Source organism: Actinomyces glycerinitolerans, assembly GCF_900098745.1.
GTDB lineage: Bacteria > Actinomycetota > Actinomycetes > Actinomycetales > Actinomycetaceae > Actinomyces > Actinomyces glycerinitolerans.
This window is the reverse complement of the sequence record NZ_FQTT01000001.1, coordinates 1-14,347: the sequence shown is the minus strand read 5'-3', so window position 1 is coordinate 14,347 and position 14,347 is coordinate 1. Positions and strand designations below refer to the sequence as shown.

The window sequence follows — 14,347 nt, the reverse complement described above, 5'->3', positions numbered from 1 at the left end:
GGCCGTCGGCCTACGCCGTCACCGCTGGGCGGGCAGCCGCTGCGCCGCAGAGACGAAGCCGAAGGTCTGCGGGACGTGGTGGGAGCGGGTGTATTCGAACGGCACCCCGCCAGAGTCGAAGCCGAGCGACTCCATAACCCCCACGCAGTCCAGGCCGCCCAGGTCCAGGTGGCGGCGGTCCAACTCGTCCGCCCCCTCGATGGTGATCATGCGCGAGGCCGTGGCGATATGCACCCCCAGTTCGTTCTCCAGGTAGGCGTAGATGGAGGTCTCCGCGGCTTCCCGGGGAATGTCGGGGACCACCGAGCGCAGGAACCGGTTGTGGTCGATGATGGCGGGCCGGTTGTTCAGCAGCCGTAGCCGGCGCAGGTACAGCACCTGCGCGTCCGCGGTGAGGCCGGAGGCCTGTGCCACCGAGTCGGTAATGGTTTCAACCGTTGCGGACAGCAGCACGGTGCGTACCGTGATGCCGATGCGTCTGCCGGCCTCGGCCAGGGACTCGATGCCGGACAGGAAGAACAGAGACGTCGAACGAGGGCGGTAGATCACCTGGATGCCCTTGCCGTGGATGGGCTGAACGTAACCCTGCGAGCCCAGGTACTGTACCGCCTTGCGCACCGTGGGGCGGGTGGTGGCGAAGTCGGCGCTCAGCCGGTTCTCGCTGGGCAGGAAGGAACGGAAGGGGAAGCTGCCGTCCTCTATCCGAGTGCGCAGGAACTCGTAGATCTCCTGATACTTCGGCACGTGCGCATGCTCGCGTTGGCGCGGGGGCTGAGAGGCGGCCACGGTGTGCTCTCCTCCGGTCGGGTGTTGGACGGCTGGGGCGCCGGGTGACGCTAGCCTATGCGCCCGCCCCGGCGTGAACCGCCTACGCGCGCAGGGCGCCCCGCCGCTGGCGGGTCCGGCGGGCGGTGTTTACGGCGTCGGGCAGGGCCGCCAGCAGGCGCTCCACATCCTGGGCGCGCGTCTCCCGCCCCATGGAGCAGCGCAGCGTCGCCCGGGCCGCCTCCTCCCCGTAGCCCATGGCCAGCAGCACGTGGCTCGGCCGGGAGACCCCCGCATGGCAGGCCGACCCGGCGGACACGTCGATGCCCGCCATGTCCAGCGCCATCAGCAGCGCCTCGGCGTCAGCGTCCTCCACCCACAGGTGGGCCGTGCCCGGCAGATGCGCCGCGCCATCGGGCAGGGTCGCGTGCACGCCCGCCAGCGCCGTCGCCCCCGTCAGCAGGCGCGTCCGCAGCGCCTCGAGCCGCGTCGCCTCCGCCGCCCGCTCGGCCACGGTCAGCTCCACTGCCAGCGCCAGCGCCCGCGCCCCGACCACGTCCTGTGTGCCCGAGCGCAGCCCCCGCTCCTGGCGCCCGCCCCCCGTCGGCGCCACCAGCGAGAAGTCTCGCCGCGCGACCAGGGCGCCGACGCCGACCGGCGCGCCGAGCTTGTGCCCGCTCAGCGACAGCGCATCCAGCCCCCACCCGTGAAAGTCCAGGGGTATCCGGCCCACCGCGGCCACCGCGTCGGTGTGCACGGGCACGTACCCGTCTGTGCCGGGCCGGTCGGTGCCGGTCGCGGCGCGCACCGCCGCCACGATCCCGGCCAGGTCCTGTACCAGGCCGGTCTCGTTGTTCGCCGCCATCACGCTCACCAGGCAGGCGCCGCCCGCCAGCGCCGGCTCGAGCGCACCGGCCTCCAACCGCCCGGTGCCGTCCACGGGCAACTGCACATGCTCGGCCCCCAACTGCGCCGCCGCGGTGCGCGCACTGTCCAGCACCGCCGGATGCTCGATCGGGGAGGTGACCACGCGCGGACGCTCCACTCCGGCGGCACGGGCCGCCAGCACCCGACCGGCGACCGCCAGCGCGTCCGCCTCCGTGCCACCGCCGGTGAAGATCACCTCGTGCGGGTCCACGTTCAGCGCCGCCGCCAGCCGGGACCGCGCCTGCGCCAACAGCGCCCCGGCCCGGCGTCCCGAGGCGTGTTGCGCCGCCGGATTCGCCCACCCGCCCAGGCCATCGGCCAGGTCTTGGGCCACCTGCGCGGCCACCTCCGCCCGCACGGGCGTCGTGGCGGCATGGTCGAGGTAGACGCGTGCGGCGGCGGTTCCGGAACTCATGCGGGCAGCGTATCCGCCCCGCCCGCGCCTAGGCTGCCCCCATGACCTCCACGCCCCAGCCCGCCGTCCCTGACGACCCGGAAGTCCCTGCCCCGACTCGCTCGTCCCGGGCCGTGGCCCGCTCCCTGTCCCGGGCGACCACCGACCGCGACGCCTCCCGCCGCAGCCAGCCCGGCCTTATCGCCGCGCTCGCCGCCGACCCCGCCACCCGCCTGCTGCTGGTGGACGCCCGCGGCCGCATCGCCCTGGACGCCCCGGCCATCGGCGCAAACCTGCCCGACGACGGCCTCACTCCCGCCGCACCGCACGACCGCGACGCCTCCGTCTGGCGGTCCGGCCGCACCGCCTCCTCCGACGCCCGTCCCCGGCTCGCGCCCCTGACCGCCGCGGACCTCGACGTCACCGGCCTGACCTGCTTCTACCTGGGGCGCGAGCAGGGCACCGGTACCGGCGACGCCGCCGGGGCCGCCTGGCTCGCCGTCGTCGTCCCCACCGACGACGTCACCTCACCCACCGACGCCGAGGGCGCCGGACACCCCCACCCGGCCCTCAGCGCCGTCCTGGACCGCTACCCGCTGTCCGCGCTGCGGGCCGTCGGCGCCGACCTGGACGCCCACGACGCCGGCCTGGCCACCCCCGCCAGCGCCCTGGCCGCCTGGCACGCCCGCTCCGGCTTCTGCCCCCTGTGCGGCGGCCGCACCCAGATCGTGCAGGCCGGCTGGGCCCGCCGCTGCACCAGCTGCGGCGCCCTCGACTTCCCCCGCACCGACCCCGCAGTCATCATGGCCGTCACCGACGACGCCGACCGCATCGTCCTGGTCCACGGCGCCACCTGGGACCACCACCGCTACTCCACCGTCGCTGGCTTCGTGGAGGCGGGGGAGGCCGCCGAGGCCGCCGTCGTCCGCGAGGTCGCCGAGGAGACCGGGCTGAAGGTCGCCGGTGTGGAGTTCGTCGCCAGCCAGCCCTGGCCCTTCCCCCGCTCCCTCATGCTCGGCTACCGGGCCCGCCTGGCCCCCGGCGAGCACCTGGCCCGCCCCGACGGCGCCGAGGTCACCGACGCGGTGGTCCTCAGCCGCGCCGAGCTCACCGACGCCATCGCCGCCGGCACCGTGGTCCTGCCCGGGCCCACCTCCATCGCCCGCATGCTGATCGAGGACTGGTACGGCGGCCCCATCGGCTGAACGCCTGCTCGCGCGTGCCGAGGCCGGGCCACCACGGTCGGCCCGGGCCGCGCCGGTCAATCGTGTCGGCCCGGCGTGGCAGGCTGGGCGGTGATGAACGACCACGTCCCGGCACCCGACGCCCCGCGCTCTGCGGGCACGCCCGGCGCCCTGCCCACCCCCGCCCAACTGCTCGACGCCCTCGACCCCGACCAGCGGCAGGTCGCCGAGCACTTGGAGGGGGCCCTGTGCGTGTTGGCCGGCGCCGGTACCGGCAAGACCCGGGCGATCACCTACCGGATCGCCCACGGGGTGGCGGTGGGCGCCTACCAGCCCACCCAGGTCCTGGCCGTCACCTTCACCGCCCGCGCCGCCGGGGAGATGCGTTCGCGCCTGACGGACCTGGGTGTGCCCGGGGTTCAGGCCCGCACCTTCCACTCCGCCGCCCTGCGGCAGCTGACCTACTTCTGGCCCACCGCCATCGGCGGGCGCCGCCACGAGATCGAGCGGTACAAGGGCCGCCTGGTCGGCACCGCCGCCCACCGCCTGGGCCTGTCCGCGGACCGGGCCCTGATCCGCGACCTGGCCGCGGAGGTCGAATGGGCCAAAGTCACCATGACCCTCCCGGAGGACTACGCCCAGGCGGCCGCCGCCCAGGGCCGCGTCGGGGTGGGTGACCTCGACCCGGCCACCGTCGCCCAGCTGCTGGCCGTCTACGAGGAGGTCAAGGCCGAGCGGGGCGTGATCGACTTCGAGGACGTGCTGCTGCTCATGGTCGGCATCCTTAAGGATCGCGAGGACATCGCCGCCCAGATCCGCGGCCAGTACAAGCACTTCGTGGTCGACGAGTATCAGGACGTCTCCCCGCTCCAACAGCGGCTGCTGGACCTGTGGCTCGGGCGCCGCCGCCAACTGTGCGTGGTCGGTGACGTGTCCCAGACCATCTACTCCTTCACCGGCGCCACCCCCGAATACCTCACCGGTTTCGCCTCCCGCTACGACGGCGCCCGCACCGTGCGGCTGACCCGCGACTACCGCTCCACCCCGCAGGTGGTGTCCCTGGCCAACCGGGTGCTGTCGCGCTCGCGGCGCGGCGCCGGGGCACTCGCCCTGCCCGCCGGGGCGGTGCAACTCCAGGCGCAGCGGCCCTCCGGCCCCGCGGTGCGCTTCGAGGCCTACGACGACGACGTCACCGAGGCCGCCGGGGTGGTCGCCCAGGTGCAGCGGCTCCAGGCGGCCGGTGTGCCGCTGTCGGAGATCGCTGTCCTGTACCGCACCAACTCCCAGTCCGAGGTGGTTGAGCAGGCGCTGGCCGACGCCGGCATCGGCTACCTGGTGCGCGGCGGGGAGCGCTTCTTCGAACGCGAGGAGGTCAAGCGCGCCATGGTGCTGCTGCGGGCCGCCGCCCGCACCGAACGCGCCGAGCTCACCGGGGATCCGGGCGCGGACGCCCGCATGGTGTTGGCCCGGGAGGGCTGGAGCGAGCAGCCGCCCGCCACCCGTGGCGCCCTGCGCGAGCGCTGGGACTCCCTGAACGCGATCGTAGAACTGGCCGACCAGCTCGGCGAGCGGCGCGGCACCGACCTGGACGGCCTGGTGGCCGAACTCGCCGCCCGTGCGGACGCCCAGAACGCCCCCACCGTCGACGGCGTCACCCTGTCCTCCCTGCACGCCGCCAAGGGACTCGAATGGGATGCGGTGCTGCTGATCGGCGCCTGCGAGGGGCTGCTGCCGATCTCCTTGGCGGAGGGGCCCGCCGCGGTCGAGGAGGAGCGGCGCCTGCTGTATGTGGGCGTCACCCGCGCCCGCGAACACCTGGTCATCTCCTATGCGCGCGCCCGCAACCCCGGCGGCCGCGCCTCCCGCAAGCCCTCCCGCTTCCTAGACGGTATCTGGCCCACCGACGTCGATGGGCCCGCCGGTCGGCGCTCCGGCGCCGGCGGCGGGTCGCGCGCCCGCGCCAAGCAGGCCGCCGCCGAATTCGAGGCTGAGAACGATCCGGCCACCGTGGCCCTGTTCGAACAACTGCGCGCCTGGCGGGCCCAGGTGGCCAAGGACGCGTCCAAGCCCGCCTACACCGTGTTCGCCGATGCCACCCTGCGCTCGATCGCCATCGTCAAGCCCGCCGTGCTGCCCCAGCTGTCCCTGATCCGGGGAGTGGGGGCGGTAAAACTCAAGGAGTACGGGCCCGACGTGTTGCGCATCGTGCGCGAGTTCGGCGCCGGGGAGTAGCACGCGCCCCGTTCACGTCTCTAGGGCCGGTACGCCTCTAGTTCCAAGGAGGAGAAACCATCCGCGTCGGCGGGGTCGCCGACCGCCTCCGGCGCATCGCTAGCGTCCCCCGTGCCCGTGGGTCCTACGGCCAGCCGACTGCACAGGCAGTCGGGGTGGGGCCGCCAGTGCCGCTCCACCCCCGCGGGATCGGCCGCGGACAGCTCCACGCTGCGTCCCTCCCACAGCGGCCCGCGCCCGGTGACGACGTCGATCACCGCCCGCGCCGCCAGCGCCGCCGCCTGATGCAGCAGCAGTCGCTCCAACACCGGGGCCGGCAGCAGTCGCAGCTGCGTGGCCAGGGCCGGCCAACAGGGGTCGGCGTCCCGCGCCCACAGGTCCAGGCAGGTGGTGCACACCGCTGAGTGCTCGGCCACCAACGGCCCCACCCGCACGCTCACCTCCCGCACCACCACCGGCAGATGGGTGATGCCCGCCCGCGCCAGGTCGCGGGAGCGTATCGGGTCGACGACGTGCCCGCTCAGGGAGACGACCACGTCCGGACGCAGGTCCAGCGGGGCCCGGGTACGCACCGCGGGGGACAGGTCGGCCGCCCAGTCGGCCAGCGCCTCGTCGTCGGGCAGGATGGTCACCACCCCGGCCTCCACCAGCAGGCGGATGATCTCCCGGGCCAGATTCCCACCGCCCAGCAGCCCCACGCTGCTCGCCCGCAGCATGGCGGACCGCTCGGCCGCGTCGACGGCGAGCCGGTCCCAGTAGAGCGTGTCGGCGTCGTCCGTGGCTTCGGGGGAGGCGTCGATAATGCCGATTTCGCGCAGTTCGCGCACGATCTCGCGCGCCCGTTCCAGCGGCACCCGGCTCCAGCGGGCGGCGCGGTAGATGCCGGCGGGCCGGATCTCCTCCGGCAGCCGGTCGAGCAGCAGTTGCTCCGCGTTGGTCAGCCCCGACAGGATCGTGGCGTGCCCTGGCTCGGCCCCGATCTGAGTCTCCCCGGGGGCGCGCCACAGGATGGGGGAGTGGCCGCGGATACGCATGGGTGCTCCTGTCTGCCCCCGCCGGCACCGGCGCCGACGGCATCGGCTCCAGCATGGCACCGCCCCCGCAGGCCCGCCAGCCGGGGCGGGCGACCTGTGGAAAACCTCCCCGGGAGCGGGCTCAGTCGCCCGCGAGCACGGCCTCGCAGGTCAGCAGGTCGGAGGTGTCGTCGTCGGCGATTGCCTCAACCGTACGAACCGCCTCGTGCAGTGTGCCCACCGCATACACCTCCAGGCCGTAGGGCACGTTGCCCACCACCTCGTTGCAGTTGGCGGCCGGAGCCAGGAAGTAGTCCGACCCGTCCTGCTGCGCGCCCGCCATCTTCTGCTTGATTCCGCCGATCGCGCCGACCGTGCCGTCGACGGCAATGGTGCCGGTGCCGGCGATGTCCTTGCCGCCGGTCAGGTCGCCGGGGGTGATCTCGTCGATGATGCCCAGGGCGAAGATGGTGCCGGCGCTGGGACCGCCCACGTCGGACAGGCCGAAGGAGGCCTCCACGTCGGAGTCGGCCCGGGCGGACAGGCTCAGCCCCAGCAGCGACCCCTCCGAATCCGGCTCGCCGTCCCCGTCGGCGTCCTGCGGGTCGATGGTGGTCAGCTCCACGTCCACGTCGGTGCCATCCCGGTCCACCCGCAGGGTCAGGGGCGTGCCCGGAGGAATCGTGGTCATCAACTCCCGCAGCTGCGGATAGGAGGTAATGGTGGTCGTCTCGCCGTCGGCGGTGGTGATCGACTCCAGTACATCGCCGGCCTGGACGCCGACGCCGGCCTGCTCGTCCGCGGTGCCCGCAACGGTCAGGATCATGCGGCTGGCCTGGCCCGTCTCCATGAGTGCGGCGACCACGGCGGCGTCCTGCGAGCTGGTCATCTGGGCCTGGTTGACCTCCTCGACCTGTTCGGCCGTCAGCGACTCCGGACACACCTGGTCCCGGTCCAGGACGGTCTTGTCGCTGCTCAGCCAGGCGTCCACCAGCATGAAGAAGGTGACCGGGTAGCCCGGGCAGCCGGAGACAGACACGGTGGTCATGCGCAGGGCGCCGGTGGTGTCATAGGTGTCGGTGCCGGTGACGGTCAGCAGGTCCTGGTCGGCGCCGTCGGAGGTGTCGGCCAGGACGTTCCAGGTGGGGCCGGGCGCCTGAATGACCTTGTTGATCGGTACCGTGGCGCCCGCCACCACGAGTGCCACCACCACCGCCAGGCCGGCTAGCAGCCGGGCCCGGCGGCGGCCGCGGAAGATCCGCCGGAAGCCGGCCTGGCCGCCGGCAGCGCCGGTGTCCTCGGCGGGGGCGGTTGGCGAGTCGGGTTCCGGGGCGGCCTCGGTGGAGGCGTCGGCGTCGGGGGTGTCGGAAGGGCGTTGCGTCACGGGGGTCATCATGACCCGGATTCCTGAGAAGCGCGCGACCGTCGGCCTATGCCCGGCTGGGGATCCGCGGTGGAACGTGGCCGCCCACAGGAATGGATGACATGATCGGGGTGTTTCCACCAGGCGGCCGCCCCGCGGCCCGGGCAGCGGCGCACACGCGCCGGAATCACCGAGAGGAACCCATGAGCGAGGACCCCTTCGAGGAGATCGAGCAGATGCTCGCCGCCATGTTCGGCCCACAGATGGCGGCCGACGCGGTGGGCGCGTTGCGGGCCTCCGGCGTAGACCCCAACCAGCTGGCACAAATGAGCGGCATGGGAGACCTGTCTAAACTCACCCCGGCCCAGTTGGGCGGTCTGCAGGCACAGATGCAGCAGCTGTTCACCGGTGCGGGCACCGGCGCCGTCAACTGGAACATGGGGCAGGACCTGGCCCTGCGTACCGTCCGCAGCGACGGCGACCCGGTGGTCACCGCCGCCGAGGCCGAGCAGACCCGCAGCGCTCTGGCGGTCGCGGATCTCTGGCTCGACGCCGCCACCGACTTCATGCCCGCCCCGGGGCCGCGCGAGGCCTGGAGCCGCTCCCAGTGGGTGGAGCGCACCCTGCCCGTGTGGAAGGACGTGTGCGCCCCGGTCGCCGACGCCGCCACCTCCGCGCTCGCCGACGCCCTGGAGCACCAGATCGGCCGACTGTCCGACTCCGACGCCGCGGCCGCCCAGATGGGTGCGCTGGGCAAACTCATGCGCTCCATGGCCGGCACCGCCTTCGGCCTGCAGCTGGGCCAAGCCATCGGCGAGCTCGGGCGAGAGGCGGTGGCCGCCACCGACGTCGGCCTGCCCCTGACCCGTGAGCCCGGCACCGCGCTCGTGCCCACCAATGTGGCCGCATTCGCCGCCGAACTGGAGGCGGATGCCGAGCAGGTGCGGCTGTTCCTGGCGGTCCGGGAGGCCGCCGCCGCCCGCCTGTACGCCCACGTGCCCTGGCTGCGCAGCCAGTTGCTCGCCGCCGTCGAGGCCTATGCGCGCGGCATCGTCATCGACGTCGACGCCGTCGAGCAGGCGGTTGCCCAGGTCGATCCGAACGATCCCGAGGCCATCCGTGCGGCCCTGGAGTCGGGCATGTTCGCCCCGCAGGAGACGGACGCGCAGAAGGAGGCCCTGGAGAACCTGGAGACGCTGCTGGCGCTGGTCGAGGGGTGGGTCGAGGTCGTATCCGCCCGCGCCCTGGCCCCCCACCTGCCGCTCGCCGTCGCGCTGCGTGAGATGGTGCGCCGCCGCCGCGTCCAGGGCGGGCCGGCCGAGCAGGTCTTCTCCCGGCTGATCGGCCTGGAGTTCCGGCCCCGGCGCGTGCGCGAGGCCGCCCGGTTGTGGGAGAAGCTGGGTGCGGAGTTGGGGGATGCCGAGCGGGACGCCTTCTGGCGTCACCCCGACGTGGTGCCGACGGCGGCCGAACTGGCACACCCCGACGACTTCCTGACCATGCGGCGCGCCGCCCAGGAGATGGATGCACAGATGGATGCCGACCTGGCCTCGCTGCTGGACGGCACGCTCGGCTACGCCGACGGCGCCAAGGATGCCGACGCCGGCCCCGGGGGCCAGGACACCGACCGCTCCGACGACGACCCCGGCGACGACTCCGCTGACGAACCCGGCGCCTGAGACTCGCCGAGGTCGGTAGCAATATCCGCTGCCGCTGAGGCCGGTCGCGATGGTGCCGGCTCGGGCGGCGCGGCTACTGCAGCGTGCGGCGCAGCGCCTCCACCAGGCCGGGCACCAGATCGGCACCACCCGCTACCTCGCCGGCCGAGTCATGCGAGCGGGCGCGCACGGCGCACCAGGACTCCCCGGAGCGCAGCACGCCCACGACCATGCGCACGTCATCCCGGTCCGGCCGGGACATGAGGTAGGTGGCGCGCTCCTGCGGGTCCTCGATCGCTGCCGCCGCCTGCTCCGCCGCGGCGGGCAGTACCACGCGTTCCGTGGCCACGGCCGTGCCATCGACCTCATCCGGCCAGACGATGCCCGCCAACAGCTCCTCCAGGCTGTTCGCGGGTGGGAGGTCCCCCTGCTCGATCGCAGTCAGCGCCTCCGGGTCGGTACGGGCCTCGGCGAGCGCGGCAGCATCGAGCATCCGCTCCAGGGCGGGGTCCTGCTCCAGCGCGGACGCCGTGCGCACCAGCGCGAAGACGCCGACGGGCGCGTCCCAGCCGGCCCGAGCCACATGTTCCTCAAGCTGGGCGACAAGACGCACGAGGGCGGCCTGGCGTGGCGTGGTCGCGCTGGGGGAGGTGGTCGGGGGCAACTGATCGCTCATGACCTCATCGTCTCATCACCCACCGGTTGGGGATCGCAGCGGCCCGGCGGCCCCGCAAATGGGCGACTACGTACCCGCGTGAAATAGCCGCCGTTGCTTAGAGCCGGCGCAGCGACACCTATGGATGGACTGAATTTTGTGAGGTCGACGTGACCTGTGCAACGATGGGCCGCGGTGGCGCCACCGGCGCCGGCCGCTGTGCGCCCAGTGCGCACGCACAATGACACGGAACGACACGGAGCGTGAGCGTGAGCACCAGGCCCGACGACGATCCTATCGACAAGCCCGACGACGAGTCCGGTTCCGCCGACTCCTCCGAGACTGGCAGCCGCGATGACCGCGTACGCGGCGGCTTCTTCCAGTCCGACAGCCCTGAAGACCCGTTCATCCGCCGCGGCGCGAGCGATGGCGCGGGGACGTCGTCGTCGCCCCACGAGCCGGACGACACCGGGGACGACGACGCGGACGAGCCCGAGGAGTCCGGTCCCTTCGCCGCGGCCTTTGACCCCTCCGCCCTGTTCGGCCTGGGCGCCTCCCGGCAACGCAGCGCCGCGGGCGGCGTGCCGCGGCGGCATCGGCGTCCCGGCGGCGGTTCGGGTTCCGCCACCCCGCCTGTCCGCAGAAACGGGGCCGGGGGGCGCCGTCGCCCTGGGCCATTGGGGCTGACCATCGGCATCCTCGCCCTGCTGGCCATCGTCATCGGGTTCCTGTCACGCACCTGGACGGAAGTGCTCTGGTTCAGCCAGCTGGGCTACTCCCGGGTGATCTGGACCCAGTGGATCGCCGCGGGCGCCATGTTCGTGATCGGCTTCGTCATTATGTTCTTCGCCGTCTTCGCGGCCATACGGTTGGCGTACCGCGCTCGCGAGATCGGCCTGCCGCGGGATGAGGCGACCCGCAACCTGGAGGCCTACCGCTCTGCGGTTGAGCCCATGCAGCGGCAGCTGACGTGGATCGTGCCGGCGGTGCTGGCCCTGATCAGCTCGGCCTGGGACGTCGCTCCCCGCTGGCGGGAGGTGCTGCTCGCCCTAAATGCCCAGTCCTTCGGAACCACGGACCCGCAGTTCGGACTGGACGTGTCGTTCTACGTGTTCATCCTGCCGGTACTGCAACTGGTGGTGTCCTACCTGACGCGGGTGGTGGTGTTCGCGGGCATCTGCTCCGTGGTGGTCCACTACCTGTACGGCGGCATTTCCGTGTCCCGCACCCCGCACTTCACCCGGGCGGCCCGCATCCACATGACGGTGTTCCTGGCCCTGTTCGCGCTGCTGCGCGGCGGCTCCTACTGGCTGGGACGCTACTCCGCCCTGTACGCCTCCAACTCGAAGTTCGACGGGGCGGGCTACACCACCGTCAACGCCTCCATCCCCGCCAGCGCGATTCTGGCCGCGATCAGCGTGGTGGTGGCACTGCTGTTCCTGTTCTCCGTGCGCACCAGCTCCTGGCGGCTGCCGATCACCGGCGTCGCCGTCATGATCGTCTCGGCGCTGCTGATCGGTACCGCCTACCCGGCCGTTATCCAGAGATTCGTGGTTAATCCCAACGCGCAACGGGAGGAGGCGGCCTACATCGACCGCAACATCAAGGCCACACTCACCGCGTACGGGCTTGATGACATCGAAACCAGCAATTACGACGCCAAGACCACCGCCGAGGCCGGACAGCTCCTGGAGGATGCCGAGTCCACGACGTCGATCCGCCTGCTGGACCCGAACCTGGTCTCCCCGACCTTCCGGCAGTTGCAGCAGAACAAGCAGTACTACTCCTTCCCGTCCTCGCTGAACGTCGACCGCTACAACATCGACGGAACCAGCCGGGACACCGTGATCGCAGTGCGCGAGCTGAACCTCGACGGTCTGGGCGCCGACCAGCGGACCTGGGTCAACGAGCACACCGTCTACACACACGGCTACGGCGTGGTCACTGCCTACGGCAATACCGTCGCCTCCGGCGGCTACCCCTCCTTCTGGGAGGGCGGGATCCCCTCGGTCGGTGACCTGGGGGAGTACGAGCCGCGCATCTACTTCGGCCAGGCCTCGCCGTCGTACTCCATCGTGGGGGGCGACGACGGCGGCAACCCGCGCGAGCTCGACTACCCCGATGATGCGGCCGAGTCCGGTCAGGTCAACACCACCTTCACCGGTGACGGCGGCCCGGACGTGTCCAACCCCTGGAACCGGTTGCTGTACGCCGTGCGCTTCCAGGAGATGAACATCCTGTTCTCCCAGGAGGTGCGCAGCGGGTCACAGATCCTGTACAACCGCAACCCCGCGGACCGGGTCGCCGAGGTGGCCCCGTGGCTCACCCTGGACGGCAGCCCCTATCCGGCGGTGGTTGACGATGACGACGACGCCTCCACCCCCAAGCGGGTCGTGTGGATCCTCGACGGCTACACCACCACCAACAACTACCCGTACTCCCAGCACGAGTCGCTGGAGGACACGATGAGCGACGCGACCTCCGAGTCCGCGCTGTTGGGAGCCCCAGAGGAGTCCAACTACGTGCGCAACTCGGTCAAGGCCGTCGTCGACGCTTACGACGGCTCCGTGACCCTGTACGAGTGGGACCAGGACGACCCGATCCTGGCCGCCTGGAAGGCGGTCTTCCCCGGCTCGGTCACCCCGATGAGCGAGATGAGCAGCGACCTGATGGCGCACATGCGCTACCCGGAGGACCTGTTCAAGGTGCAGCGCACCGTGCTGGCCAACTACCACGTCACCGACCCGGAGGACTTCTACTCCGGCGGCGACTTCTGGAAGGTGCCCGACGACCCGACCAAGTCCGGCGACGACGCGCAGGCCCCCTACTACCTGACGCTGAAGATGCCCGACCAGGACGAGGCGACCTTCTCCCTGTCCAGCGTCTACATCATCGGCGGCAACACCGACCGCAACGTGCTCACCGGCTTCCTCGCCGTGGACTCCGAGACCGCCGGTGGTGAGAACGGCGGACGCAATCCCGACTACGGCAAGCTGCGGCTGCTGGAACTGCCACGCTCATCGAACGTTTCCGGACCCGGGCAGGTGCAGAACAACTTCAACTCCAACGCCACCGTCTCCCAGGTGCTGAACCTGCTCTCGCAGCAGGGCTCGGAGGTCATCCGCGGCAACCTGCTGACCCTGCCGGTGGGCGGCGGACTGCTGTACGTCCAGCCGGTCTACGTGCAGGCCTCCTCCGGCACGCAGTACCCGCTGCTGCGCGAGGTGCTGGTCTCCTTCGGCGACCAGGTCGGCTTCGCCGAGACCCTGTCCGAGGCGCTGGACCAGGTGTTCGGCGGCGACTCGGGCGCCACCACCGGGGAGGAGGCCGTCGACGGCGACGCCGCAGCCGCCAACGACACCTCGGCGGAGGCCCAAGAAGGCGCCGACCAGGCCGTGCCCACCGCTGCGCCGACCGAGCAGGCGAGTGCGGCGGCCACGCCGGAGGCGACCGCCGACGCAAACGCCAGCACCGCTCCGACCGGTTCCGGCGATCCGGCCGCCGACCTGTCCACGGCCCTGTCGGACGCGCAGACCGCCATGGACGACGCCGAGCAGGCCATGCAGGACGGGGACTGGACCGCCTACGGCGACGCCCAGGACCGGCTGACCGAGGCGCTGAACCGGGCGGTCGCCGCCCAGCAGCAGCTCGACGCCCAGGGGTGAGCGGCTGACACGGACGTCCGCGTGACGGCGGGGAGAGGACGCATGTCCTCTCCCCGCCGGCCGTTCCAGCCTCATCTCGTAGGCGCCGGCTCAAGTGATGCGCGGATACCGGCGGCAATCGCAGGTGTCGGACCTGAGTCCTGACAGTTTAGTGCCCTGCGGCGTTCAGGTTGTTGAGGATTTGCTGTGCGGTCTGGGTGAGCTGGGGCTGGGCGGTTATTTGGTGGCCGTTGATGGTGATGGTGACTTCCTGGAGGGGCCGCAGTTCGCGGACGAGTCGTTTGATGCTGATGCCGGTGGCGGCTTGTAGGTGGCGGGCGACGGCCAGGGATGCCATCACCGCGGTGAGATGGGCTTGAATGGCGTCGTGGGTGTGGTGGAAGACGGGCCTGGCCCGCAGGTCGTGCTTGCTCATGCGGAATGATTGCTCCACGTGCCACAGCTCGTGGTAGGAGGCGATCACCTCACCGGCGGGCATCACCGTGGCGGGG

At 72.0% G+C, this 14,347-nt stretch carries 10 protein-coding genes; 4 read left to right on the top strand and 6 right to left on the bottom strand.

The genetic code is table 11. The features are described 5' to 3' along the window. Window positions 1-18: 18 nt before the first annotated feature. Window positions 19-786: a UTRA domain-containing protein gene (locus ACGLYG10_RS00050; RefSeq protein WP_244542507.1), complete on the bottom strand. Its 768-nt coding sequence runs from the start codon at window positions 784-786 to the stop codon at window positions 19-21. An 82-nt stretch (window positions 787-868) separates the two neighbouring features. After that, a complete protein-coding gene (locus tag ACGLYG10_RS00045) occupies window positions 869-2,107 on the bottom strand; it encodes a cysteine desulfurase family protein (RefSeq protein ID WP_073326937.1) in 1,239 nt (412 codons plus the stop codon). 41 nt (window positions 2,108-2,148) lie between these two features. Between ACGLYG10_RS00045 and nudC the strand changes: the two genes are divergently transcribed. Together nudC and ACGLYG10_RS00035 are read left to right on the top strand one after the other, a co-directional pair. Continuing rightward, entirely contained in the window at window positions 2,149-3,291 is a 1,143-nt protein-coding gene (nudC, locus tag ACGLYG10_RS00040; RefSeq protein WP_083565208.1) for an NAD(+) diphosphatase, read from the top strand. Between the two features lie 93 nt (window positions 3,292-3,384). Then, window positions 3,385-5,502, top strand: coding sequence for an ATP-dependent helicase (locus ACGLYG10_RS00035; RefSeq protein ID WP_073326934.1), 2,118 nt, complete (start codon window positions 3,385-3,387; stop codon window positions 5,500-5,502). A gap of 20 nt (window positions 5,503-5,522) precedes the next feature. On the opposite strand, the gene ACGLYG10_RS00030 is transcribed toward ACGLYG10_RS00035, so the two are convergent. Together ACGLYG10_RS00030 and ACGLYG10_RS00025 are read right to left on the bottom strand one after the other, a co-directional pair. After that, window positions 5,523-6,536: a thiamine biosynthesis protein ThiF gene (locus ACGLYG10_RS00030; protein WP_073326932.1), complete on the bottom strand. Its 1,014-nt coding sequence runs from the start codon at window positions 6,534-6,536 to the stop codon at window positions 5,523-5,525. A 121-nt stretch (window positions 6,537-6,657) separates the two neighbouring features. Continuing rightward, the gene (locus ACGLYG10_RS00025; protein WP_432416219.1) at window positions 6,658-7,908 is read right to left on the bottom strand and encodes a YlbL family protein; all 1,251 of its coding nucleotides are present in this window, start codon (window positions 7,906-7,908) and stop codon (window positions 6,658-6,660) included. A 173-nt stretch (window positions 7,909-8,081) separates the two neighbouring features. Here ACGLYG10_RS00025 and ACGLYG10_RS00020 point away from each other — a divergent pair, with 173 nt between their 5' ends. Next, window positions 8,082-9,557, top strand: a complete 1,476-nt coding sequence (locus ACGLYG10_RS00020) for a zinc-dependent metalloprotease (protein WP_073326929.1) — start codon at window positions 8,082-8,084, stop codon at window positions 9,555-9,557. Window positions 9,558-9,630: 73 nt separating this feature from the next. Here the strand turns inward: ACGLYG10_RS00020 and ACGLYG10_RS00015 are convergent, their stop codons facing one another. Further along, entirely contained in the window at window positions 9,631-10,212 is a 582-nt protein-coding gene (locus ACGLYG10_RS00015) for a PPA1309 family protein (protein ID WP_073326928.1), read from the bottom strand. A 248-nt stretch (window positions 10,213-10,460) separates the two neighbouring features. Between ACGLYG10_RS00015 and ACGLYG10_RS00010 the strand changes: the two genes are divergently transcribed. Beyond that, the gene (locus ACGLYG10_RS00010; RefSeq protein WP_211482949.1) at window positions 10,461-13,856 is read left to right on the top strand and encodes a UPF0182 family membrane protein; all 3,396 of its coding nucleotides are present in this window, start codon (window positions 10,461-10,463) and stop codon (window positions 13,854-13,856) included. 148 nt (window positions 13,857-14,004) lie between these two features. Here ACGLYG10_RS00010 and ACGLYG10_RS00005 read toward each other — a convergent pair. Then, the coding region (locus ACGLYG10_RS00005) for an IS1634 family transposase (RefSeq protein WP_432416217.1) at window positions 14,005-14,347 on the bottom strand (343 nt) is incomplete at its 5' end.